Origin of the sequence: Flavobacterium sp. (assembly GCF_028712645.1) — a bacterium.
Taxonomy (GTDB): Bacteria; Bacteroidota; Bacteroidia; order Flavobacteriales; family Flavobacteriaceae; genus Flavobacterium.
Map to the genome: position 1 here is coordinate 1 of NZ_JAQTPQ010000021.1, position 24,248 is coordinate 24,248.

The following is a 24,248-nucleotide window of genomic DNA, read 5'->3' on the forward strand; positions in this document are numbered from 1 at the left end:
TTCAATATAATCAGGTCTTCTGTTTTGGTAGTTCAAATAATCAGCGTGTTCCCAAACATCCATTCCAAGGATTGGCCTTCCGCCACAACTTACGCCTGGCATCAAAGTATTGTCTTGATTTGGAGTTCCACAAACTTCTAATTTTCCGTCTTTCACACACAACCAAGCCCATCCTGAACCAAATTGAGTAGCCCCAGCTTTGGCGAAAGCAGCTTTAAACGTTTCAAAAGAACCAAAAGCACTATCAATTGCAGCTGCTAATTCCCCTTTTGGCAAACCACCACCGTTTGGAGACATAATCGTCCAAAACAAACTATGATTGAAATGTCCACCGCCGTTATTACGAACAGCCATATTTTTCATATCCAAATTCGTTAAAATAGCTTCAATGCTTTTACCTTCCAAATCCGTTCCTGCAATGGCGGCATTCACGTTGGTAATGTAAGCATTATGATGTTTCGTGTGATGGATTTCCATCGTGCGCGCATCAATATGAGGTTCTAACGCATCATACGCATAAGGTAATTGTGGTAATTCAAAAGCCATAATATAGTCGTTTAAATGATTTATAAATATTTTATTCAAAATTAAACAATTAACTTTGGAATTGGAAATTCTATTTCGTTATAGTTTTATTAAATAAATTGATAGTGTGGTTTTCAGGAGCTTTTTCCAGCTATTCGTTACAATCTTTTCTTTTTTTAAAGAAAAAAAAGAAAAGGATTTCCACTACTATCTGGGCTAGGGGATCCAGAATAAGAATAAATCTAGTTTTCCAAAACAAACCTATAAGGTTTTCAAAACCTTATAGGTTTAAATTATAAAAAAATCAAAATGCAAAGACCTTCATTCTCCATATACGACGCCTCGGCTGGTTCCGGAAAAACATACGCACTTGTCAAAGAATACCTGAAAATTATTCTCGTTGCGCCAAAAAATGATGCTTATCGCAACATTCTCGCCATTACGTTTACCAACAAAGCGGTGCACGAAATGAAATCCAGAATCGTGGGTAATTTATCTGAATTTGCCAAAGACGAACCAAGCAAAAAAACACAGGATTTAATGCAGGATTTGGCAAAAGAAACCGAACTTTCCATCATTCAAATCAAAACCAAATCGCAGCAAATCATCAAGCATATTATTCATAATTATGCGGCTTTTGATATTTCTACCATCGATAAATTTACCCATAAAGTTATTCGAGCTTTTGCTCACGATTTAGGTTTACCAATGACTTTCGAAGTAACTTTAGATGCTGAAAACTTGCTCATTGAAGCGGTCGATGCCATCATTGCCCAAGCCGGTGAAGATGAAACCTTGACCAAATTGCTCATCGATTTCACGATGGAAAAAACCGACGACGACAAATCCTGGGACATTTCCAGGGAAATTCTCGAAACGGGTCGTTTGGTTCTCAATGAAAACAACCGAAATGAAATTACCCATTTTCAAGAGAAAACCATTGCCGAATTTGTCGAAATAAAAAGCAAACTCGCCGAAGCCTGCAAGGTTCTGGAAAAAGCAAACACAGCTTTTGCCGAAAACGCTTTGTCGTTAATCGAAAAAAATGGAATTGATTTAAAATCCTTTTCAAGAGGAACGTTTCCCAATCACCTTCAAAGTATTGTGGATGGAAAATTCAATCCGAAAAATAAAATGTTTCGGGAATTTGAGGATATTTCCATCAATAAAACAGCCAAAGACAGCGCGATTATCGAAAGCATCATACCAGAATTATTGCAAATTCTCGATACCGTTTATAAAAACTTCGAAAAGCGAGATTTCTACAAAGCATTCCTAAAAAATATTACGCCATTGTCTTTGCTAAATACTGTCAGCAATGAATTGGCTAAAATTCAGGAAGAACAAAACGTGCTTTCCATTTCGGAATTCAACGCCATCATTCACCGTGAAATTCAAAACCAGCCAGCGCCTTTTATTTATGAAAGATTGGGCGAGCGATACCGTCATTTTTTTATTGACGAATTTCAGGATACTTCCGAAATGCAATGGCAAAACCTGATTCCGTTGATTGACAACGCCACCTCCAGCGAAATTGATGGCGAAAAAGGAACGCTGATGATTGTGGGCGACCCGAAACAATCCATTTACCGTTGGCGTGGCGGAAAAGCCGAGCAATTTATTGAATTAAGCAAAGTCCATAATCCGTTCAACAATCCCGAAAAAGTTTTAGAACATTTAGACAAAAACTACCGTTCTTATTCGCAAATAATCGAATTTAATAACGACTTTTTTCAGTTGTTGTCTAATGAATTTGAACACGAAGATTACAAAGATTTGTACCAGAATCACAGCCATCAAAAAAGCAACGATAAAACAGGTGGTTATGTAAATATTTCTTTCATTCCAAAAATAGAAGAAACCGAAGAGAACAGTGAAGCATTAGACAAAACCCAATTGTATTTATTGGCGACTTTAAACACCATTCAAAAAGTACAAAAGCAAGGTTTTGAACTCAAAGATATTGTTATTTTGACCCGAAAACGAAGTCACGGAATTGCAGTTGCCAATTATTTGACAGAACAAGGAATTCCACTTTTATCATCGGAAACGCTGATGATTCAAAACGCCACCGAAGTTCGATTCATTATTTATTTATTAAAATATTTAAAAAACAGCTCTGATTTAGAAGCCAAAGCACATTTTCTCCATTATGTCGCTGAACACATTCAGGATCAATTGCCAATTCACGATTTCATTGCTCAAGGAATGGATAAAAAACAAGAATCTGAATTTGAAAATTGGTTAAAGAATTTCGATATTTCACTTTCATTTCAAGACATTCGAAAAAAATCGCTGTATGAATCGGTGGAAACCATCATAAGTAAATTTATTCATTTTCAAAACGGTAATGCTTACGTACAATATTTTCTCGACATTGTTTTGGAACGAGATGTCCGCAATCAAGCAGGGATTTCGGATTTCTTGAATTACTGGGACAAAAATGCCGAGAAATTCAGCATTCCGTCTCCCGAAGGTAAAAATGCAGTTCGAATTATGACCATTCATAAGTCGAAAGGATTAGAATTTCCAGTCGTTATAATGCCTTTTGCAGATGAAGATTACAGTCGCAGTCCAAAAAATAAATTATGGATTGATGCTGAAGTAGATGATTTTGGTTTGCCTAAAGTTTTGGTTGACAATAGTAAAGCTGTTGAAGGCTTTGGTGAAGCCGCAAAATTGGTTTATGTTCAAAAATTCCAAGAAGAATTATTGGATAATATCAATGTATTGTATGTAGCTTTAACTCGTGCCGAAGAGCAGTTATTTGTGATTTCGGATATGAATTTAGATTCGAAAGGTGTTGCAAGAAAGAATAATATGTCCACTTTTTTTGTTAATTATTTGGATAACAAAGGTCAATTCGAAGAAGATAAATTCGAGTACGAATTTGGAAATCCAGCTAAATTATCTTCTGAAAGCGACAAAACGGAAGATGTACAATTGATTCAGTCGGTTGGTGAAGTGCTAAATCCCAAAAACATCAAAATTGCCCAACGAGAATCAGTAATGTGGGGAACGCATCAGCAGGAAGCTATAGAATACGGAAATGTAGTTCACGAGATTTTATCTTTTGTAAAAACTAAAAATGATGTTGATTTGGCAATCACAAAAGCTGTCGAAAGTGGGTTGATTACTTTTAATCAAAAAGAGGTTGTTTTTAAAACCATTCAAGAAATTGTCAATCATTTGGAATTGTCCAATTATTTTGAAGAAGGAAACGAAGTTTTGAATGAGCAAACGATTATTCAAAAGGAAAGTAAAACTATCAAACCAGACCGAATGGTTTTGACTAAAAATAAAGAAGTTTATTTGTTGGATTATAAAACAGGAACGCACAACGCTAAGTATCAATTGCAATTAGAAAATTATGAAAATGCGATTGAATTAATGGGTTATAAAGTGATAAAAAAATCGCTTGTATATATAGGAGAACAAATCAATGTGGTAAATTTGTAAAATAGTTGCTTAAAAAAACATCTAAAAATAATAATTCTTTAAAATTTTAATATGTACGGAAAAATTCAAAAGCATTTACAATCTGAACTTCAAACTATTGAAGACAACGGAATTTTCAAAAAAGAAAGAATTATCACTTCACCGCAGGGGGCAGAAATTACTGTAAATGGAGAAACCGTTTTGAATTTCTGTGCCAATAATTATCTCGGGCTTTCTTCACATCCCGAAGTAATTCAAGCTGCAAAAGATGCAATGGATACGCACGGTTTCGGAATGTCATCCGTTCGCTTTATTTGCGGAACACAGGATATTCATAAAACTTTGGAAAAAAAGATTGCTGATTTTTACGGAACCGAAGATACAATTCTTTATGCAGCTGCTTTTGATGCCAATGGTGGCATTTTCGAGCCTTTATTAAACGAACAAGACGCTATAATTTCGGATAGTTTAAATCACGCATCAATTATTGATGGTGTTCGGTTATGTAAAGCTTCACGTTATCGCTACGAAAACAGTGATATGGAAGATTTGGAACAACAATTAATAAAAGCTAATGAAGCCGGAGCTCGTTTTAAATTGATAGTTACTGATGGTGTGTTTTCTATGGATGGTGTTGTGGCTCCTTTAGATAAAATCTGTGATTTAGCCGATAAATACGATGCAATGGTAATGGTTGACGAGTGTCACGCCGCTGGATTTATAGGTGCAACCGGAAAAGGAACGCTTGAGGCAAAAGGTGTAATGGGACGAGTTGATATAATTACAGGAACATTAGGAAAAGCACTTGGTGGTGCTATGGGTGGTTACACTACTGCCAAAAAAGAAATCATCGAATTGTTGCGTCAACGATCAAGACCTTATTTGTTTTCGAATTCGCTTGCGCCTGCAATTGTAGGAGCTTCAATCAAAGTTTTTGAGTTGCTGGAAAGAGACACCACACTTCGAGATAAATTAGAATGGAATACCAATTATTTCAAAGCTGGAATGAAAAAAGCGGGTTTTGACATCATAGTTGGGGACTCTGCAATTGTTCCTGTTATGCTTTATGATGCAAAGCTAGCACAAACTATGGCTAATGACTTGTTAAAAAAAGGAATTTATGTTATAGGCTTCTTTTTTCCAGTAGTCCCAAAGGGCAAGGCAAGAATTAGGGTTCAATTGTCCGCAGCCCATTCAAAGATGCACTTAGACAGTGCAATTAAGGCTTTTGTCGAGACCGGAAAGGCTTTAAAAGTAATTTAGAATGAAAATTTTTATAGTTTTTTTTGATATTTTGTTTTGTAGTTAAAAAATTACACATTACTTTTGTAGCATTAAAATACTAATCTAATTAAACAAGTATGAAACATTTAAACAAATTTTTATTTGCTGCAATAATGGTAATGAGCATAAGTTCATATGCTCAAGACAGTAACAACCCATGGGCTCTATCATTTGGAGTAAATGCAGTTGATACTAAAACTGATGCTGGTGGAGGTCATAACTCGGTAGATGCAACTTTTTCTCAGCCATTTGATATTAAAAACAATTGGAACATTCTTCCTTCAGTGTCATATCTTAGTTTGTCTAGATATGTAGGAGATAATTTCTCTTTTGGTATTCAGGGGTCTATTAACAAAATCACAAAATTTGTTAGTTTTACTGGTGACAGTCGTATAGCAGGAACTGATTCTAGAGGATATAGAGTTACAAATCCAGGTGATTTGATGTATTATGGTATTGACGCAAGTGTTAAATACAGCTTTATGAATTTAATTAAATCTAAAGTGATTGATCCTTCATTGCATATTGGTGGTGGATATACATTCTTTGGAGATAATAGTTTTGGAACTGTTAATCCAGGTCTTGGACTAACATTGTGGTTCTCTGAAAATGTTGGTTTCTCTCTTGAAAGTACTTATAAAAAATCATTTGGAGATAGAAATGTATATGGTTCTGTTGAAACTCCAATTGCTCCAACTCATTTTCAACATACTGCAGGTCTTACTTTTAAATTTGGTGGAAAAGATACTGACGGAGACGGAATTTATGATAAAGATGATGCTTGTCCAGAAGTTGCCGGTTTAAAACAATTCAATGGTTGTCCTGATACTGACGGAGACGGAATTATTGACGGAAGCGATGCTTGTCCAGATGTATTTGGTTTAGCTGCTTTAAACGGTTGTCCTGATACTGATGGAGATGGAATTGCTGACAAAGATGATGCTTGTCCAGAAGTTGCTGGTTTAGCTGCTTTCAAAGGATGTCCTGATACAGATGGAGACGGAATTACTGATGCTTCTGATAAATGTCCTACAGTTAAAGGACCAAAAGAAAATGCAGGTTGTCCTTGGCCAGATACAGATGGAGATGGAGTTTTAGACAAAGATGATAAATGTCCAGATGTGAAAGGTACTGTTGCTAACAACGGTTGTCCAGAAGTTTCTAACGAAGCTATATTGAAATTAAGCGAATATGGTAAAACTATTTTGTTTGATTCTGGAAAATCAACTTTCCAAAAACAAACTTATACAGTATTACAATCAATTACATCAATTTTGAAAGAATACCCTACTGCTAAATTCAGCATAGAAGGTCATACTGATAGTGATGGTTCTAATGCTTCAAACCAAACATTATCTGAAAACAGAGCTGCTGCAGTAGTTGGTTATTTAGTAGAAAATGGTATTGACTCAAGCAGATTGTCTTCTGTTGGTTATGGTGAGACTAAACCAATTGCCTCTAATAAAACTAAAGCTGGAAAAGCTTTAAACAGAAGAACAGAAGTGAATTTAGTAAAATAATTACTTCCTAAAATATTTTTGAAAACGCCTCGATTTATCGGGGCGTTTTTTTATATTTATAAAATGACAAATACTTCTTTTTTAGATAAAATTGCGCAGGTTTTAATCCAAAATTATTCAGGAAAACTATCTAATACAATTGTGGTTCTACCAAATAAACGGGCTAAAATATTTTTGATAGAAGCTTTGAAAAAACAAGTTTCAACTAATATTCTTTCCCCCGAAATTATAAGCATCGAAGAATTCATTCAAGACATTGCTGGAATTCGTTCTGTTGATCCAATTGAACTTTTGTTTGAGTTTTACGAAGTCTATTTGTCAATCACAGAGAAATCAAATCAGCAATCGTTCGAACTTTTTGCCAATTGGGCAAAAACTCTTTTACAGGACTTTAACGAAATTGATCGGTATTTGCTAGATCCATCGCACGTTCTTTCTTATCTAAAGGATATTGAAGATATCAAAAAATGGGGAATTGAAGTCGAAAATAAAACGCAATTACTTGAAAATTATATTGACTTTTGGAAATTATTGCCCAATTATTATCAATCACTTTATAATCATTTGTTAAATAAAGGCATCGGTTACCAAGGTCTGATTTATCGGGAAGCGGTAAATAATCTTAATCATTTTTCGGATTCGATAAAAGATAAACAATTTGTCTTTGCGGGTTTCAACGCCTTGAATGCTTCCGAAGAAAGAATTATTCAACATTTGATTGCTAACGATCAAGCTAAAATATATTGGGACGCAGATCAAACTTTTTTAAATGATTCGTTTCACGATGCAGGATTGTTTGTAAGAAGATTTAAATCGAGTTGGAAACATTACAAATCCAATCCTTTTGAATGGATTGTGGATGATTTTTCGCAGTCGAAAAACATTCAGGTTATAGGAACTCCCAAAAGTATTGGTCAAGCCAAAATCACTGGAAGTATTATTGAAAACATTATCAATGATAATCCAAATACAACCTTGGATAAAGTGGCTGTTGTGCTTGGAGAAGAAAATTTATTGGTGCCACTTTTATATTCTTTGCCCTCAACAGTTGGTGCTTTGAATATCACTATGGGTTATTCGAGCAAGAATAATCCAGCGCAGATTTTGATTGCCAAATTATTCAAAATGCACACGAATGCTTTGTCTCGAAATGCCAAAAGTTATGTGCTGTATTATAAAGATGTTTTGGATATTTTGACACATCCTTTGGTGGAACCTTTTGCCAAAACCAATGCGTTGGTTGAAGTTATCAATCAAAATAATTATACGTTTATCACACATCATAAATTGATGGAATTGAATCCAAATACGAGTGATATTTTTCTTTTGTTGTTCCAAAAATGGGAAAATGGCTCGATGGAAGTTTTAGAAACTATTTCTAATTTGTTGCAAACTATCAAAACTAATTTGAGCAACGACAATGAAGAAGAAAAAATCACTAAAGCCTTTGTTTACGCTATTTTCAAAACTATCAACAAACTGATTAATTACTATTCTCAGCATTCGCATATCGATAAAATTGAAACACTTTATGCGATTTACAAACAAGTAATTGATCTTGCCGAAGTTTCTTTCGAAGGCGAACCGTTAAATGGTTTACAAATAATGGGAGTATTAGAGAGTCGTGTTTTAGATTTTGAAACGGTGATTGTTACTTCAATGAATGAAGGAAAGTTTCCAGCGGGAAAATCAATGAATTCTTTTATTCCGTATGATGTAAAAAGAGAATTGGGTTTGCCAACCTTCAAGGAAAAAGACGCGATTTATACCTATCATTTCTATCATTTGTTGCAACGCAGCAAGAATATTTATTTGCTTTACAATACCGAAAGTGAGGGTTTGGATGCTGGTGAAAAAAGCCGTTTCATTACCCAATTGGAAGTTGAAAAACAGGTAAAGCACACACTAACTCACGAAATTTATAATGCAGTTTTACCCGAAACGGCTTATCAGCCAATGGTTGTTCCAAAATCAGAATTAGTGATGATTCGTTTGAAAGAAATTGCCGAAAAGGGATTTTCGCCATCAGCATTGACGAGTTATATTCGAAATCCAATTGATTTTTATTTCCAAAAAATTCTCCGAATTAGCGAGGTTGAAGAAGTCGAGGAAAACATTGCTTTGAATACTTTGGGAACGATTATTCACGAAACCTTGGAAGCTTTATACACGCCTTTTGTTGGAAAATTTTTATCCGAAAATGATATTTTGGGTAGTTTCAAATTGTTGGATGCCGAAGTTTTGAAGCAATTTAAATTAGTTTACAAAGAAGGAGAAATAAAAAAAGGGAGAAATTTGTTGGCTTTTGAAGTAGCCAAACGCAATGTTTCTAATTTCTTGAAAGTGGAATTAGAAAGTATTAAAAACGGAGAAGTCATAAAAATTCTTCATTTAGAAAAAGCTTGCGAAAGAATCCTTGAACATCCAAGTTTGCCGTTTCCAATAAAAATTGCTGGAAAAGTCGATCGAATTGAAGAACGCAACGGAGTCATTCGAATTATAGATTATAAAACGGGTAAGGTCGATAAACCAAATGTTACTCTGAAATCGTGGAAAGGATTAACAGAAGAAATCAAAAACGACAAAATTATTCAGATTCTGGCGTATGCTTATATGTTTGAAAATGAAGCAAACGGAAAGCAGATAGAGGCTGGAATTATTTCGTTTAAGAACTTAAAATCGGGATTTTTGCCTTTCAGTTTTAAAGACGGAAAAGAAGAAAACACCACAATTGATTCCAGTATTTTAAATGATTATTTAGATCAAATGGTTTTGTTGTTGACTGAAATTTTGGATGAGACAAAGCCTTTTGAGGAAAAAGTTTAAATCGTTTTATCATAAAAAAGCTTGCCAACATATTCGAATTTTACAAAAGCACTTTGGCTATCAATTTTGCTGTGTGTTTGGTTGCTTCATTGTTTGGAAAACCTCAATATTTTCCTTATTTTTTTATTAGTTTCGGATTCATTTTGAGTCTTGTTTTTAAAGAAGTATATCGCAAAAACGAATATTTATTTTATTTCAATAATGGAATTTCAAAAATAAAATTATTTATGTATGCCTTTCTTATCAATATAATTCTTTTGGGATTCGTGTTTTTGATTTACGAACTTATAACAAATTTATTTTGAAAACACATTTATTGGAAGTCGATAGTGTTCAAAAACATTTTGGAAATAAATTAGTGGTTTCAGGAGTCTATTTAAAATGCGAAACCAATGATGTTATTGGATTATTGGGAAGAAATGGTTCAGGCAAATCAACTTTATTGAAGATTATTTTCGGAATTGTTCGTGCCGATAATAAGTTCATAAAAATAGACGGAATTGTGAAACACAAAACCAGTCAATTACTGAATGATATAAGTTATTTAGACCAAGATAATTTTATTCCAAGGCATTTTTCAGTGAAAAAAGCAATTTCTTTAACCCTTGAACGAGAGAAACTTCAATCTTTTTATGAAGATGAAATGATTCAATCCATTGAAACTAAAAACATAAAACATTTGTCTAGTGGAGAATTGCGTTATTTGGAAATTAAATTGGTGTTGTCTAATTCTTCTAAATTTGTTTTATTAGATGAGCCTTACAATGGTTTGTCCCCAATTATGGTTAATAAAATAAATCAATTAATAAAAGACAATTCAGCCCAAAAAGCGATTGTAATAACAGACCATAATTATGAAAATGTTATCAAAATTTCGACAAAATTAATTTTGATGAAAGAAGGAAAAGCGCATCATTTGAAAAGTAAAAATGAACTTATTGAGAAGGGATATTTAATGGAAGGAATGATTTAAACTCCTTTAAAAAACTCCAACAAAACGGTTTTCAATTCTTCTTTATTTTCAATATGACTCATGTGTCCGTCGGGCAAAGTGACTAGTTTGACAGCTGTGTTTTCTATTTGTTCTAAAGCATCTTCATAATTCAATACAGGATCTTTTTTACCAAGAATTAGCATTTTAGGAAAAGGAGTGAGATGCAATAAAACCTCACGGTCTTTACGAATTTTCATTCCTTCGAGTGACGCAACAATGCCTTGCAAAGGAGTTTTCAAGGCTTCAAGTTTTACTTTTTCAATTTCATTTGCAAATTTCTCTCGATTATCAGGGTTGAAAAGATTTCCAATAGCCAGTCTGATGAAAGTAGTATAATCTTTCTTTACGGCTTTTATCGCTCGATTTCGATTGGCTTTTCGTTCCTCGCTATCAGCTTTTGAAGTCGAATTTTGTAAAACCAAACCTCTTATATTTTCTGGGAACAATTCGGCGAAAGCCAAAGCGACATAACCGCCCATTGAATGCCCAACAAAAACAGCTTTTCGGATTCGTAATTTAGACAAAACGGCTTGAACAACTTCGGCATTATCTTCCATAGAATGAACATAACCCAAACAACCAGATTCGCCGTGACCCAATAAATCGATGGTGATGATGCGGTGTTTTTTGCTCAATTCAGGAGCTAAATCCTGCCACATCGTTTGGTTTTCTAAAAAACCGTGGAGTAAAACTATAGTCGTTCCTTTTCCATTATCGGAATAGGAGATTTGTGTATTTTTGTAGAGGATTTGTTTCATTGTTGCAAACTTGGAACAAAAGTAAGATTTTATTTTTTGAACCATATAAGGTATATAAGTTCAGATAAGAAAAGCTTAAATGCTCTTAAATGCCTTATATGGTAAAGAAAAAAACGGCTCACATTTCTGCAAACCGTTTTGTTTCTTGTTTCTAAATCAAGAATTCATCAAAGTCTCTATTTCCTCAATTTCAATCGGGATATTGCGCATTAGGTTGAATGGTTCTCCAGTTTTTTGAACGACCACATTATCTTCCAAACGAATTCCGAAACCTTCAGCGGGAATATAGATTCCCGGTTCAACGGTGAAAACCATATTGGCTTGCATAGGTTCTGTAAGTTTTCCATAATCGTGAGTGTCCAATCCCATATGATGGGAAGTTCCGTGCATAAAATATTTTTTGTAAGCAGGCCATTCTGGATTTTCGTTTTGCACATCGGCTTTGTCGATAAGTCCCAAACCTAGCAATTCCGAAGACATTATTTTGCCCACTTCAATATGGTATTGTTTCCAAAGTGTTCCTGGAGTAAGCATTTTTGTCGCTTCATTTTTCACGCGCAAAACGGCATTGTAAACTGCTTTTTGTCTTTCGTTATAACGTCCAGAAACAGGAATTGTTCGGGTCATATCGCTGGAATAATTAGCATATTCGGCGGCAACGTCAAGTAGAATCAAATCGCCGGCTTTGCATTGTTGGTTGTTTTCGATATAATGCAAGACATTGGCATTGTTACCCGAAGCAATAATGGGCGTGTAGGCAAAACCTTTGGAACGATTACGAATGAATTCGTGAATGAATTCGGCTTCGATTTCATATTCAGTTACATTGGGTTTCACGAATGACAATACTCTATGAAAACCTTTTTCAGTGATGTCGCAGGCATTTTGGATTAAATCCAGTTCTTCGGTTTCTTTTACGGAACGAATGCGTTGCAAAATTGGATTGCTTTTGGCGACCTGATGCGCTGGATAGCTGGATTTCCACCATTTTACAAAACGGGCTTCACGAGTTTCGGTTTCAACAGTGGCGCGATAATGTTCGTTAGTGTTAATATAAATTGTGTCGCAATGTGTCATCATTTCGAATAAAACTTTCTCAAAATCCTGCAACCAATGCACGGTTTTGATTCCCGAAACTTCAAATGCTCTTTCTTTGGTCAGTTTTTCGCCTTCCCAAATGGCAATATGTTCGCTGGTTTCTTTTAAGAACAGCATTTCGCGTTGATTTTCGTATGGTGCATCGGGGAAAAGCAATAAAATGCTTTCTTCTTGGTCAACTCCGCTTAAATAAAAAATATCGCGATGTTGTGCAAATGGCAAAGTGCTATCGGCAGAAACGGGATAAATATCGTTGGAATTGAAAACTGCCACACTTTTTGGCTTCATTTGAGCCGTAAATTTGGCGCGGTTTTTTATAAAAAGTTGACGGTCTATTTGATGGTATTTCATAACATTCTTTTTTAAATTTCGGATACTCAAAAATAGAAACTTTAGAGAGAATAAAGGATATTTAATTTAATTAATTTTGATTGGTAAAGACAGAAAATATTTTTTTAACAGTAATTACTTCTCATCTTGAATGGATAATATTAAAAATATAAACAGAACTAAGAATAATGAAATGAATTGTCGGATTGTAGATTTTTATAAAAGAACGGTTCGTGGTTTTAATATTTTTTAAATTAATTATAAATTAGCACGAAAAGGTTGTAGTATCTTTCAAATAGTCCTATTTTTGTGATACTTTAAAAACAATTTATTCGAATTCTTATGGCAAAATCTTCAATGTTGAAGTCGTCAATAGCAAAAAAAGTGGCTATGGCGCTTTCAGGTCTTTTTCTGATTATGTTTCTCGCACTGCATTTTTTTATTAATATGACTTCGGTTTTTAGTGCTGATGTTTTCAATGCGATGTCTCATTTTATGGGTTATAATCCATTAATTCAGTTTGTTATGCAGCCTATTTTGGTTGCGGGTGTTGTTTTTCATTTCGTTATGGGTATCATTTTGAAAAGTAAAAACCGAAGCGCAAGACCAGTAGCTTATGCAAAATATAACGGAGCTGCAAATGCTTCTTGGGCTTCTAGAAATATGATTATTTCTGGATTAGTAGTTTTGGCCTTTATCGGATTGCATTTTTATGATTTCTGGGTTCAAGAAATTACGTATAAATACATTGATGGTAATTCAATAGAACCAACAAGATATTTTGGCGAATTAGTAGCTAAATTTGAAAGTCCAGTTCGTACCGGTTTATATTGTATTGCTTTTGTGTTATTGTCATTACATTTATGGCACGGATTTAATTCTTCATTTCAATCTGTTGGATTAAATAATAAATTCACAAAAGGATTTCAAAGATGTGCTCACGCATTTGCAATTATAGTTCCTTTCGGATTTATATTTATTGCCTTATTTCATCATTTTTTCAACAATTAATATTTCATAAATAATGAAGTTAGATTCAAAAATACCAGAGGGAGATATTTCTCAAAAATGGACAGACTATAAAGATCATCTTAAATTAGTTGCTCCAAATAACCGACCAAAAATTGATATTATTGTTGTTGGAACAGGTTTAGCAGGAGCTTCGGCTGCCGCTTCATTTGGCGAAATGGGTTACAATGTAAAAGCATTTTGTTTTCAAGATTCGCCTCGTAGAGCGCACTCAATTGCTGCTCAAGGAGGAATCAATGCTGCAAAAAATTATCAAAATGATGGAGACAGCGTTTTTAGATTATTTTATGACACTATAAAAGGAGGCGATTATCGTGCTCGTGAAGCCAACGTTCACCGCTTGGCAGAAGTTTCTAATAGTATTATTGACCAATGTGTGGCTCAAGGAGTTCCTTTTGCTCGTGAATACGGAGGTTATTTAGACAATCGTTCTTTTGGAGGAACACAAGTGCAACGTACTTTTTATGCTGCCGGACAAACAGGTCAGCAATTATTGTTAGGAGCATATTCAGCTTTATCAAGACAAATTGGCTTGGGAAGAGTTGAAATGTTCAACCGCCACGAAATGCTTGATTTAGTAAAAGTTGATGGAAAAGCTCGTGGTATTATTGCTCGTGACTTGGTTACAGGAGAAATTCAACGCCATTCGGCACATGCAGTAATCATTGCCTCTGGTGGTTATGGAAATGTATATTTTCTTTCTACCAACGCTATGGGAAGTAATGTAACTGCGAGTTGGAAAATCCACAAACAAGGTGCTGCTTTTGCAAATCCTTGCTATGTTCAAATTCACCCAACTTGTATTCCTGTTCACGGAACGAACCAATCGAAACTGACATTAATGTCTGAATCTTTGCGTAACTCGGGTAGAATTTGGGTGCCAAAGAAAAAAGAAGATGCCGAAGCTATTCGTGCTGGAAAATTAAAACCAACACAAATTGCTGAAGAAGATAGAGATTATTATTTAGAAAGAAGATATCCCGCTTTCGGGAACTTGGTACCTCGTGATGTGGCTTCAAGAGCCGCTAAAGAACGTTGCGATGCAGGATTTGGAATAGAAGCCAATAGCACTAACGAAGGAGTTTACTTAGATTTTTCTACCGAAATAAAAAATAAAGGAAAACAATCTGCTTATAAATCAGGAAATCATAATCCTACTGAGGAAGAAATTACCAAACTAGGAAAACAATGGTTAGAAGAAAAATACGGCAATTTGTTTACAATGTATCAAAAAATCACCGATGAAAATCCGTATGAAACACCAATGAAAATTTATCCAGCGGTGCATTATACAATGGGTGGAGTTTGGGTAGATTATGATTTGCAATCATCAATTCCGGGTTGTTTTGTTGCTGGAGAAGCTAATTTTTCTGACCACGGAGCGAATCGTTTAGGAGCTTCGGCTTTGATGCAAGGTTTGGCAGATGGATATTTTGTATTGCCTTACACGGTTTCTAATTATTTGGCAAACGAAATCAGAACAGGAAAAATCGCCACTGATTCTCCAGAATTTGACGAAGCAGAAGCAAGAGTAAAAGATTCTATTTCTAAATTTTTGAGTAACAACGGAACAAAAACCGTTGATCATTTCCACAAAAAATTAGGGAATATTATGTGGAACAAAGTGGGTATGGGAAGAAACGCACAAGGTTTAACCGAAGCTATTGATGAAATCGCTAAACTTCGCGAAGAATTTTACAAAGAGGTTTATGTTCCAGGAAGTGCTGATGAAATGAACACAGAATTAGAAAAAGCGCTTCGTGTTGCCGACTTTATGGAACTCGGTCAATTAATGGCAATGGATGGATTGCAACGTAAAGAATCTTGTGGAGGTCACTTCCGTGAAGAATATCAAGATGCTGAAGGCGAAACACTTCGTGATGATGTAAATATGGCTTTTGTTGGTGCTTGGGAATACAAAGGAGACGACATCAGCAAAGAAGTATTGCACAAAGAAGAATTGAAATACGAGTTTATCAAAATTGCAGCTAGAAATTATAAATAAAATTAACTATGTCTTCAGCAAAAAATATCAATATTACCCTTAACATTTGGCGTCAAAAAAACTCCAAAGAAAAAGGAAAAATGGAAACATACAAGCTAAATGATGTTTCAACAGCAAGTTCATTTTTGGAAATGTTAGACCAATTAAACGAACAATTAGTAAACGAAAGAAAAGAACCAATTGCATTTGACCACGACTGTCGTGAAGGAATTTGCGGAATGTGTTCGCTTTATATCAATGGTCGCGCTCACGGACCAGACACAGGAATTACCACTTGTCAGTTGCATATGCGGATGTTTAACGACGGAGATACTATTGTTGTTGAGCCTTGGCGTTCAGCTGCTTTCCCGGTAATTAAAGATTTAATTGTAGATAGAACAGCTTTAGACAGAATTCAGCAAGCTGGAGGTTTTGTTTCTGTAAACACTTCAGGAAATACTATTGATGCGAATTCTATTCCAATTCCAAAAGATGAGGCTGATAAAGCATTCGAGGCTGCAGCCTGTATTGGTTGTGGAGCTTGTGTTGCCACTTGTAAAAACGGTTCAGCAATGTTATTTGTTGGAGCCAAAGTATCGCAATATGCGTTATTGCCACAAGGCAGAGTTGAAGCAACTAACCGTGTTTTGAATATGGTAAACCAAATGGATGCCGAAGGTTTTGGAAACTGTACTAACACTGGAGCTTGCGAAGTAGAATGCCCTAAAGGAATTTCTTTAGAAAACATTGCTCGTATGAATAGGGAATATTTGAGCGCAAGTTGTAAAGGATAAAAAAGTAATCAACCCTTATAGGTTTTAAAAACCTATAAGGGTTAAGGTAAAAACGCATTCATTGATTTGGATGCGTTTTTTTATTTCTAACCAAAACTTAATTTACTTAATTCCTTAATGGTTTAAAATTTTAAATTAATTTTATAAAATGAAAGTCGCCTTAATCCAATCTTCCTTATTTTGGGAAAACTCAATCGCCAACCGAAACCATTTCGAAGAAAAAATCAATGCTATTACTGAAAAAGTTTATTTAATTGTGCTTCCAGAAATGTTCATGACGGGTTTCACGATGAATCCAAAAAGTCTTGCCGAAACAATGCAAGGTGAAACTATTATGTGGCTACAATCTTTGGCGAAAGCCAAGAAAAGCGCCATCACAGGAAGTTTAATTATCAAAGAAAACAATAATTTTTACAATAGATTAGTGTTTGTTTTTCCGTCAGGCGAAATACAATTTTATGACAAAAGGCACTTGTTTACTTTGGCTGGAGAAGATAAAGTCTATACTTTCGGTAAAGAAAAATTGATTGTCAATTATTTAGGATGGGAAATTTGTCTGCTCGTATGTTACGATTTGCGTTTTCCTGTTTTTGCGAGAAATGTTGAAGATTACGATTTGTTGATTTATGTTGCCAATTGGCCAAAAACAAGAATAAATGCTTGGGATATTTTGCTTAAAGCACGCTCGGTTGAAAATATGTGTTATACGATTGGCGTGAATAGAATTGGCGAAGACCAAAACAATCTTGAATACGTTGGACATTCACAGGCCGTTGACTTCCTTGGAAATTACATTCTCGAACCACAAGAAAACGAAGGTATTTTCATTGTTGAGTTAAACAAAGATAAATTACTCGAAACCAGAAAAAAGCTTGGATTTCTTAACGACAGAGATTCTTTTGAATTAAAATCCTGATGTAGCTTTCTTCTTTTTGTCCACTTTCTTTTTTGGTTCTGGGACGTAGGGAAGACTTACATCAAAAACTTGCTCTACATCCCAATTTGCTCTAACATCGATGCCTTTCGAAAAATAAATGATTTCCTCGGCTTGGCGTTTTTCTAGAAAATTACCTGAATCCCATTTTTTGTTTTTATTATCATCATAAATTAAACGAAGCCAAAACATAGTAGGTTCAACCAAATTAAATTCGATTTTAGTCTTGCCTTCGGAATATTCGGTTGCTAAAACATCTCCTTTTTCATTCGTCAGCTCAACAATTACGGGAAAATGTTTTACGTTTTGTAAATTCACCGTTAGATTTCCATATTCAGATAAACTTCTTGTCGTTAATTGATAATTTAAGGTATCGTTTGTTTGTTCCAAATAATCTGTCATAGCTCCAGGCAAAATCGTAAAAGTATAATTTTCTGAAGGGTCTTTCTTGAAATCGAAAAATAGCTTTTGGTTAAAATCATCATATTCAGTCTTAAAATCTACCGAAACAGAATCTTTATTGATGAGTTTTATTTTCGAATTATCGAAATGGGTCAATGGTGTGGCACTTTCCAATGTAAATTGCTCTCTGAAATTCAAAACCCCATTTTGTACAGCACTGATTTTTAAACTGTCTTTTTTCTGGTCTTTAATTTTAAAATTAAAGTTTCCTTTGTATTTGTTTTTGGTAGCAGCCAAAGAAAGCGAATCTATTTTTAAAGGTTTAAACCAAACCTGCAATGAATCTTTTTTTGGAAACTTGGTAATGATTGTAGGCAGAATTTCAGCCTTGTTTTTCAGTATAATTTCCGATTTATCGGGGTTTCCTTCATAAGGTAATAATAATCTGTTCCCTGATGCTTGAATGGGCTTGAAAGCCTTGAATGGGAGAACTTCCTTGAATATTTTTAATTCAAATAGACTGTCATTAGGAACGGTTATATATTCTTTTCTAAATCCAATTTTGTCTTTATTAGGGTTGAATTTATTATTAGAATTGTAATCTTTCATTGCCACCAAAAGATATTTTCCAGCCTTTAAATTTTCTAATTTGAACGTTTTCAAACTATCTAAAGTATTGGTAACATATCTCGGATTTTCATTATAAACCACCGAATCCTTGAATTTATCATTCACATCATAAAGCATCACCGAAACAAATGGCTCTACTTCTTTGTTGTAGGCATCTTTCACGTTGCCAGCAATCGACAAAGAATCAATAAATTCCCCAGTCGAAAAAATGTATTTAAACTGATTATATGTATTTCCTTCATTATTATCTTGGATACTTTGACCAAAATTGAAACTATAAGTCGTATTGGGCTGTAGTGTGTCGTTGATTTTTATAGTAAGATATTTGCTTGCGTTTGTAGGCAATATCAAAGGCTCGTACTTCATTGGTGGCGAAATAATTAACTGCTTGTTCAAATCTTTCAGCTTGATATATTCGTCAAAAGTTAGTTTGATTTCGTTTCCTTTAAAATTGGTGCTGAAATTTTTCGGAAAACTCATTTTTAAAACAGGAGCAATAGTGTCTTTCAAACCACCAGTAATACTGCCTCTTTTGGCGCAACTTGCCATCGCCAAAATGAGCAGAATCAGAATATATTTAAAGTTGTTTTTCAACATAGTGAATCATAATTTAGAAGCTACAAAATAACAATTATATTCGTTGTAAATGAAATGTTTTTATAAGAATTAGTAATGCTTTCTATTTAGACCTAACAGGTTTTTAAAACCTGTTAGGTCTTGTTTTATGAAAAAAATCAAGAATGTGCCATCGCCATACAAACAATACTGATTTTTGCTCCCGGGATTTTGAGTAATGCGTGCGAACAGGCTTCTAAGGTCGATCCAGTCGTCATTACATCGTCAATCAATAAGAAATGTTTGTTATGATCTTTTTCAGAAAATGAAACATCAAAAAGGGTGTCGATTCCTTCGCTACGGTTTAAGAAACTCTTTCTTGACTGGGTTTTCGAATACACTTTTCGATACAATAACGAATCGTTATATTTCAAATTCAAACCATTGGAAAGTGCATTCCCAAAATTAGTCACCTGATTGTAACCTCTTTCTCTAAACTTCCTTTTATGCAAAGGCACTGGGATAATTTCATCGACAGATTGTATAACTGGTAAATTTTTCAAATCATCAGAGTACCATTCGCCAAGAGCCGTCCCAATTTCTTCTTGCTTCTTGTATTTTAAGTTGTGAATTAATTCCTGAACAATTCCTTTTTTATGAAAATACAATAATGCCGAAGAATGTTCGACAGGAATTCTTCCATAAAACTTCTTGAAAGCTTCATTTTCAGGATTCAAATGATGATTTGTCAGTGGAATGTTGTGTCGGCAAATGGTACAAATCACATTTTCATTCGACAATAAAAGCGAATGACAACCAGCACAAACAGGAGGGAAAAATAGATTGATAATGCTTTTCAACATAAAAACGCCAAATTTTCATAAAAATAGCAAAATCAATGCTTCAAACTTCATTTATTTTCTTTTTTTTAAGTTCACTTTTTATATTTTTGCATCATTATGGCAAAACAAGAAGATTTATTTAAGAATGTAATTTCGCACGCAAAAGAATACGGATTTATTTTTCCGTCAAGCGAAATATACGATGGTTTAAGTGCAGTCTATGATTATGCACAAAACGGAGTAGAATTAAAAAAGAACATACGCGAATATTGGTGGAAAGCGATGGTTCAAATGAACGATAACATTGTTGGACTTGACGCGGCAATATTGATGCATCCAACGACTTGGAAAGCTTCAGGTCACGTTGATGCTTTTAATGATCCATTGATTGACAACAAAGATTCGAAAAGAAGATATAGAGCCGATGTTTTGATTGAAGATTATGCGGAAAAGCTCAATCTAAAAGCAAAAAAAGAAATCGAAAAAGCGAAAACTCGTTTTGGAGAGGCTTTCAACGAACAAGAATTTATTACAACCAACGCTAGAGTTGTAGAATATCTTGCAAAAGAAAGAGAAATTCTGGAAAGAATGGGACGTTCTTTGGGAGCTGGAGACTTGGAAGACGTGAAAGCATTAATTGAAGAATTAGAAATTGCTTGTCCAGAAACGGGTTCCAGAAACTGGACTGAAGTGCGTCAATTTAACTTGATGTTTGGAACAAAATTAGGAGCTTCTGCAGATACGGCAATGGATTTATACTTGCGTCCAGAAACTGCTCAAGGTATTTTTGTGAATTTCTTGAATGTTCAAAAGTCAGGAAGAATGAAAGTTCCTTTTGGAATTGCACAAACTGGAAAAGCGTTTAGAAACGAAATCGTTGCTAGACAATTCATTTTCCGTATGCGTGAATTTGAACAAATGGAAATGCAATTTTTTGTTCAACCAGGTAAAGAAATGCAATGGTACGAACATTGGAAAACCGCTCGTTTGAACTGGCATTTATCCTTAGGTTTAGGAAAAGAAAATTATCGTTTTCACGATCACGAAAAATTAGCGCATTATGCCAACGCTGCTGCGGATATTGAGTTTAATTTCCCTTTTGGATTCAAAGAATTAGAAGGAATTCACTCTCGTACCGATTTCGATTTGAAAGCTCACGAACAATTTTCAGGAAGAAAATTACAATATTTTGATGCTGAATTGAACCAAAATTACGTTCCTTATGTAGTTGAAACTTCAGTAGGATTGGACAGAATGTTCTTGGCAGTTTTCGCCACTTCATTAAAAGAAGAAACCTTGGAAGACGGTTCGACAAGAACAGTTCTAAAATTACCAGCAGTTTTAGCACCAACAAAAGCAGCTATTTTACCATTGGTTAAAAAAGATGGGTTGCCTGAAATCGCACATAAAATTATTGATGATTTGCGTTGGGATTTCAATGTAGCTTATGACGAAAAAGATGCTGTAGGAAGGCGTTATAGAAGACAAGATGCACTGGGAACTCCTTTTTGTATTACGGTAGATCATCAAACTATAGAAGATCAAACGGTAACGATTCGTCATAGAGACACAATGAAACAGGATCGTGTAGCGATTGCAGATTTGAAATCAATTATTGAAAATGAAGTTTCGATGAAAAATTGGTTGATGAAAATGTAGATAAAAGGTTAATCGGTTAACGTTATAAAAAAGGCTTCTCAATCGAGAAGCCTTTTTTATGTTTTTTAGAATCTATAGCCTAGGGTTATTCCGCCTCGTCCAACTATTTGATAATCAGTATCACTACTATTGAATAAATTTCGACCAACTCCTCCATTTATTTCAAAGAGAAACCCTTTTCTGGTTACCCATTTTGCTCCTAAACCAAAACCTAGTGCAAAATCGGTTCTGTTTACTTTGTCATTATACATAAGTCCTAATGGAAGTCCGTTTGAATAGTCCATCCCATTATATGTAAAATATTTATAAGAATTTAACATTCCAAAACCCTCAACAAAAAAACCTGCAGCTGGTTTTTTACCAAAATAAAAGCGGTAAAATGGGGTAAGATTAAATTTTTCACTTACATCGCTAACATAAGGTACAAAAAGAGAAACTCCAATTCCAGATTCTTCATTTATTAGATGTTCATAAGTAACTTCTAGAGCACCAGCTACTAAAAATAAAGCATTTCCTTTTATCTCGTTTTTTGGAAAATCAATTACAGTTTTTTCTTGACTATAGCCAAAAGTAAAAACGGTAAGGCATAAAAGCAGTAATAATTTTTTCATAAGTTTTATTTTTTATGCGTCAAATTTATGTAAAATTATTCTGATATTAAATAGGTTTCAAATATTTTTTATAAACTCTTTAGAATACGTTTTTATTTGATCACGCACTTTCCTGAATTCGGCAATTAGTTCTTTGGCTGTTCCCGAAGATTTTGATGGATCTTCAAAACTATGATGAATGGTTGTAGTTTTCGTTGGGAAAAATGGGCAAGCTTCTTTAGCATTGTCGCAAACGGTAATTACATAATCGAAAGTAATCGCTGAATATTCATCTACGTGGTTTGACGTGTGTTTAGAAATATCGATTCCGTCTTCGGCCATAATTCCTACAGCAAAAGGATTGAGTCCGTGTATTTCGACACCAGCGCTATAAACTTGTACTTTTTCTTTTCCGAAATATTGTAAATAACCGTGAGCCATTTGGCTTCTACACGAATTTCCGGTACATAGAACTAGAATTTTTTTCATTTTATTGTAATTATTTATAATATTTTTTCTTTAACCAAAAGGATACTTTAACTAATAAAATCAAAGCAGGAACTTCGACTAATGGCCCCACAACTCCGGTAAATGCTTGTCCTGAATTGATTCCAAATACCGAAATCGCAACCGCAATCGCCAATTCAAAATTATTTCCAGCGGCTGTAAAAGCAACTGCAGCATTTTTGTCATAAGTTGCTCCAAATGCTTTCGTCACAAAAAAACCTATCAAAAACATAATGGCAAAATAAATCAGCATTGGAATTGCAATGATAATTATGTCTTGTGGAATTTTCACGATAAGTTCTCCTTTTAAACTGAACATTACAATTATGGTTGACAATAAGGCAATTAAAGTGATTGGAGAAATCGTAGGAATGAATGTTTTTGTGTACCAATCTTCTCCTTTTAGTTTTACCAAAATTAATCGGCTGAAAAACCCCAATACAAAAGGAATTCCTAAATAAATGGCAACGCTTTTTGCAATCGTAACGATAGAAATATTAACAATAGCACCTTCAAAACCAAAATAAGGAGGTAAAATGGTTATAAATAGCCAAGCATAAAAACTATAGAAAAATACTTGGAATAGACTATTCAATGCGACTAATCCAGCTCCATATTCTGAATTTCCTTCGGCTAGATCATTCCATACCAAAACCATTGCGATGCATCGCGCCAAACCTATTAAGATTAAACCAATCATATATTCTGGATAATCCCTCAAAAAGGTAATGGACAAGAAAAACATTAATAATGGTCCAATTATCCAATTTAAGATTAAGGAAATAGACAGGATTTTGGTGTTTTTGAAAACCGTTGGTAATAACTTATAATTAACTTTTGCTAATGGAGGATACATCATTAATATAAGTCCAATGGCAATAGGAATATTGGTCGTCCCTGAACTCATTGCATTAATAGTGCTTGAAACGGAGGGAGCAAAATAGCCTAAAGCGACACCCAATAACATCGCAAGAAAAATCCAGAGTGTTAAGTAATTGTCTAAAAACGATAATTTTTTCATTTAAAATTAGATAAGGTAAATTAACAGCAACCTGATTTTGGGGAACAGCAGCTAGTTTCTAATTCAGTAAGTTTAATTTTTTGTTTTGGAGTTCCGCAAGTTTCTCTCCTGTCTATGGCTTTGCATTGTGTTTTATCAGCTTGTAATTTTACTATTATTTCGTCTCCAATAATTTCAAAATCTTGGGGATGCATTTGTCGAGTGTCGAAGGTGTCGTTTCCAAACTCTATTTTTACAGGACTGTTCGGATTTAATGGAAGTGATTTCTCAACTAAATCAATAATAGAAATTGCTTTTGAAACTTTCATGGAACGTTCTGTACTTTGAAGAGTTGGTTCCCAAAGTTGAATTATGATTTCAGTCCAAGCATTCATTTTTCCGCCACAATCTACAGATGTGATATTGGCTTGTTTAATTTCGGTAATATGAAAAGAGGAGTGAACTCTGCTCTTTAATGCAAATTCAAATTGCAAATGATGCTCAGGATATTGAGCTAATTGTGTTTTAAAAACGTTCCAGTTCATAATA

Annotated in this window: 19 protein-coding genes; 10 read left to right on the top strand and 9 right to left on the bottom strand. The window is 34.4% G+C overall.

Annotated elements, in window-relative coordinates; translation table 11 throughout:
• A partial coding sequence (locus tag PHC28_RS02885; protein ID WP_300096483.1) for a superoxide dismutase occupies positions 1 to 546 on the bottom strand: 546 nt, incomplete at its 3' end.
• Between the two features lie 288 nt (positions 547 to 834).
• Here PHC28_RS02885 and PHC28_RS02890 point away from each other — a divergent pair.
• The 5 genes from PHC28_RS02890 to PHC28_RS02910 all read left to right on the top strand — a co-directional run bounded on the left by PHC28_RS02890 (position 835) and on the right by PHC28_RS02910 (position 10,566).
• The gene (locus tag PHC28_RS02890) at positions 835 to 3,984 is read left to right on the top strand and encodes an exodeoxyribonuclease V subunit beta (RefSeq protein ID WP_300096484.1); all 3,150 of its coding nucleotides are present in this window, start codon (positions 835 to 837) and stop codon (positions 3,982 to 3,984) included.
• Positions 3,985 to 4,035: 51 nt separating this feature from the next.
• Positions 4,036 to 5,226 (top strand): glycine C-acetyltransferase, encoded by a 1,191-nt coding sequence (gene kbl / locus PHC28_RS02895; protein WP_300096485.1) that lies wholly within the window; start codon positions 4,036 to 4,038, stop codon positions 5,224 to 5,226.
• A 98-nt stretch (positions 5,227 to 5,324) separates the two neighbouring features.
• Positions 5,325 to 6,767 (top strand): OmpA family protein, encoded by a 1,443-nt coding sequence (locus PHC28_RS02900; protein ID WP_300096486.1) that lies wholly within the window; start codon positions 5,325 to 5,327, stop codon positions 6,765 to 6,767.
• Between the two features lie 63 nt (positions 6,768 to 6,830).
• Positions 6,831 to 9,593, top strand: a complete 2,763-nt coding sequence (locus PHC28_RS02905) for a PD-(D/E)XK nuclease family protein (protein WP_300096487.1) — start codon at positions 6,831 to 6,833, stop codon at positions 9,591 to 9,593.
• A gap of 301 nt (positions 9,594 to 9,894) precedes the next feature.
• Complete coding sequence (locus PHC28_RS02910) at positions 9,895 to 10,566, top strand: ATP-binding cassette domain-containing protein (protein WP_300096488.1); 672 nt, start codon at positions 9,895 to 9,897, stop codon at positions 10,564 to 10,566.
• Here the strand turns inward: PHC28_RS02910 and PHC28_RS02915 are convergent.
• Positions 10,563 to 11,345 carry an alpha/beta hydrolase gene (locus tag PHC28_RS02915; RefSeq protein ID WP_300096489.1) on the bottom strand — a complete coding sequence of 261 codons (783 nt, stop codon included), beginning with the start codon at positions 11,343 to 11,345 and terminating at the stop codon, positions 10,563 to 10,565. The two genes, PHC28_RS02910 and PHC28_RS02915, sit on opposite strands and share 4 nt — an antisense overlap.
• A gap of 156 nt (positions 11,346 to 11,501) precedes the next feature.
• Positions 11,502 to 12,794 carry an aminopeptidase P family protein gene (locus tag PHC28_RS02920; protein ID WP_300096490.1) on the bottom strand — a complete coding sequence of 431 codons (1,293 nt, stop codon included), beginning with the start codon at positions 12,792 to 12,794 and terminating at the stop codon, positions 11,502 to 11,504.
• 321 nt (positions 12,795 to 13,115) lie between these two features.
• Here PHC28_RS02920 and PHC28_RS02925 point away from each other — a divergent pair, with 321 nt between their 5' ends.
• From PHC28_RS02925 to PHC28_RS02940, 4 genes are all read left to right on the top strand, one after another.
• On the top strand, positions 13,116 to 13,784 hold the full coding sequence (locus PHC28_RS02925; protein ID WP_300096491.1) for a succinate dehydrogenase cytochrome b subunit: 669 nt from the start codon (positions 13,116 to 13,118) through the stop codon (positions 13,782 to 13,784).
• Between the two features lie 13 nt (positions 13,785 to 13,797).
• Positions 13,798 to 15,807 carry a fumarate reductase/succinate dehydrogenase flavoprotein subunit gene (locus tag PHC28_RS02930; protein WP_300096492.1) on the top strand — a complete coding sequence of 670 codons (2,010 nt, stop codon included), beginning with the start codon at positions 13,798 to 13,800 and terminating at the stop codon, positions 15,805 to 15,807.
• 8 nt (positions 15,808 to 15,815) lie between these two features.
• Positions 15,816 to 16,580 (top strand): succinate dehydrogenase/fumarate reductase iron-sulfur subunit, encoded by a 765-nt coding sequence (locus PHC28_RS02935; RefSeq protein ID WP_300096493.1) that lies wholly within the window; start codon positions 15,816 to 15,818, stop codon positions 16,578 to 16,580.
• 148 nt (positions 16,581 to 16,728) lie between these two features.
• Positions 16,729 to 17,496 carry a nitrilase family protein gene (locus PHC28_RS02940; RefSeq protein ID WP_300096494.1) on the top strand — a complete coding sequence of 256 codons (768 nt, stop codon included), beginning with the start codon at positions 16,729 to 16,731 and terminating at the stop codon, positions 17,494 to 17,496.
• Here the strand turns inward: PHC28_RS02940 and PHC28_RS02945 are convergent.
• Positions 17,485 to 19,143, bottom strand: a complete 1,659-nt coding sequence (locus tag PHC28_RS02945) for an Ig-like domain-containing protein (RefSeq protein ID WP_300096495.1) — start codon at positions 19,141 to 19,143, stop codon at positions 17,485 to 17,487. The two genes, PHC28_RS02940 and PHC28_RS02945, sit on opposite strands and share 12 nt — an antisense overlap.
• Before the next feature lie 137 nt (positions 19,144 to 19,280).
• Positions 19,281 to 19,964 carry a ComF family protein gene (locus tag PHC28_RS02950; RefSeq protein ID WP_300096496.1) on the bottom strand — a complete coding sequence of 228 codons (684 nt, stop codon included), beginning with the start codon at positions 19,962 to 19,964 and terminating at the stop codon, positions 19,281 to 19,283.
• A gap of 96 nt (positions 19,965 to 20,060) precedes the next feature.
• Here PHC28_RS02950 and PHC28_RS02955 point away from each other — a divergent pair, with 96 nt between their 5' ends.
• Entirely contained in the window at positions 20,061 to 21,602 is a 1,542-nt protein-coding gene (locus PHC28_RS02955; protein ID WP_300096497.1) for a glycine--tRNA ligase, read from the top strand.
• A 65-nt stretch (positions 21,603 to 21,667) separates the two neighbouring features.
• On the opposite strand, the gene PHC28_RS02960 is transcribed toward PHC28_RS02955, so the two are convergent.
• The 4 genes from PHC28_RS02960 to PHC28_RS02975 all read right to left on the bottom strand — a co-directional run.
• Positions 21,668 to 22,213 carry a DUF3575 domain-containing protein gene (locus PHC28_RS02960; RefSeq protein WP_300096498.1) on the bottom strand — a complete coding sequence of 182 codons (546 nt, stop codon included), beginning with the start codon at positions 22,211 to 22,213 and terminating at the stop codon, positions 21,668 to 21,670.
• Positions 22,214 to 22,270: 57 nt separating this feature from the next.
• Positions 22,271 to 22,681, bottom strand: coding sequence for an arsenate reductase ArsC (locus PHC28_RS02965; RefSeq protein WP_300096499.1), 411 nt, complete (start codon positions 22,679 to 22,681; stop codon positions 22,271 to 22,273).
• A gap of 10 nt (positions 22,682 to 22,691) precedes the next feature.
• A complete protein-coding gene (gene arsB / locus PHC28_RS02970; protein WP_300096500.1) occupies positions 22,692 to 23,720 on the bottom strand; it encodes an ACR3 family arsenite efflux transporter in 1,029 nt (342 codons plus the stop codon).
• 20 nt (positions 23,721 to 23,740) lie between these two features.
• The coding region (locus tag PHC28_RS02975) for a DUF6428 family protein (protein ID WP_300096501.1) at positions 23,741 to 24,248 on the bottom strand (508 nt) is incomplete at its 5' end.

Coding starts and splice junctions, on each gene's coding strand:
- PHC28_RS02890 (WP_300096484.1), top strand. CDS start 835: ATGCAAAGACCTTCATTCTCCATATACGACGCCTCGGCTGGTTCCGGA.
- kbl (WP_300096485.1), top strand. CDS start 4,036: ATGTACGGAAAAATTCAAAAGCATTTACAATCTGAACTTCAAACTATT.
- PHC28_RS02900 (WP_300096486.1), top strand. CDS start 5,325: ATGAAACATTTAAACAAATTTTTATTTGCTGCAATAATGGTAATGAGC.
- PHC28_RS02905 (WP_300096487.1), top strand. CDS start 6,831: ATGACAAATACTTCTTTTTTAGATAAAATTGCGCAGGTTTTAATCCAA.
- PHC28_RS02915 (WP_300096489.1), bottom strand. CDS start 11,345: ATGAAACAAATCCTCTACAAAAATACACAAATCTCCTATTCCGATAAT.
- PHC28_RS02920 (WP_300096490.1), bottom strand. CDS start 12,794: ATGAAATACCATCAAATAGACCGTCAACTTTTTATAAAAAACCGCGCC.
- PHC28_RS02925 (WP_300096491.1), top strand. CDS start 13,116: ATGGCAAAATCTTCAATGTTGAAGTCGTCAATAGCAAAAAAAGTGGCT.
- PHC28_RS02930 (WP_300096492.1), top strand. CDS start 13,798: ATGAAGTTAGATTCAAAAATACCAGAGGGAGATATTTCTCAAAAATGG.
- PHC28_RS02935 (WP_300096493.1), top strand. CDS start 15,816: ATGTCTTCAGCAAAAAATATCAATATTACCCTTAACATTTGGCGTCAA.
- PHC28_RS02940 (WP_300096494.1), top strand. CDS start 16,729: ATGAAAGTCGCCTTAATCCAATCTTCCTTATTTTGGGAAAACTCAATC.
- PHC28_RS02945 (WP_300096495.1), bottom strand. CDS start 19,143: ATGTTGAAAAACAACTTTAAATATATTCTGATTCTGCTCATTTTGGCG.
- PHC28_RS02950 (WP_300096496.1), bottom strand. CDS start 19,964: ATGTTGAAAAGCATTATCAATCTATTTTTCCCTCCTGTTTGTGCTGGT.
- PHC28_RS02955 (WP_300096497.1), top strand. CDS start 20,061: ATGGCAAAACAAGAAGATTTATTTAAGAATGTAATTTCGCACGCAAAA.
- PHC28_RS02960 (WP_300096498.1), bottom strand. CDS start 22,213: ATGAAAAAATTATTACTGCTTTTATGCCTTACCGTTTTTACTTTTGGC.
- PHC28_RS02965 (WP_300096499.1), bottom strand. CDS start 22,681: ATGAAAAAAATTCTAGTTCTATGTACCGGAAATTCGTGTAGAAGCCAA.
- arsB (WP_300096500.1), bottom strand. CDS start 23,720: ATGAAAAAATTATCGTTTTTAGACAATTACTTAACACTCTGGATTTTT.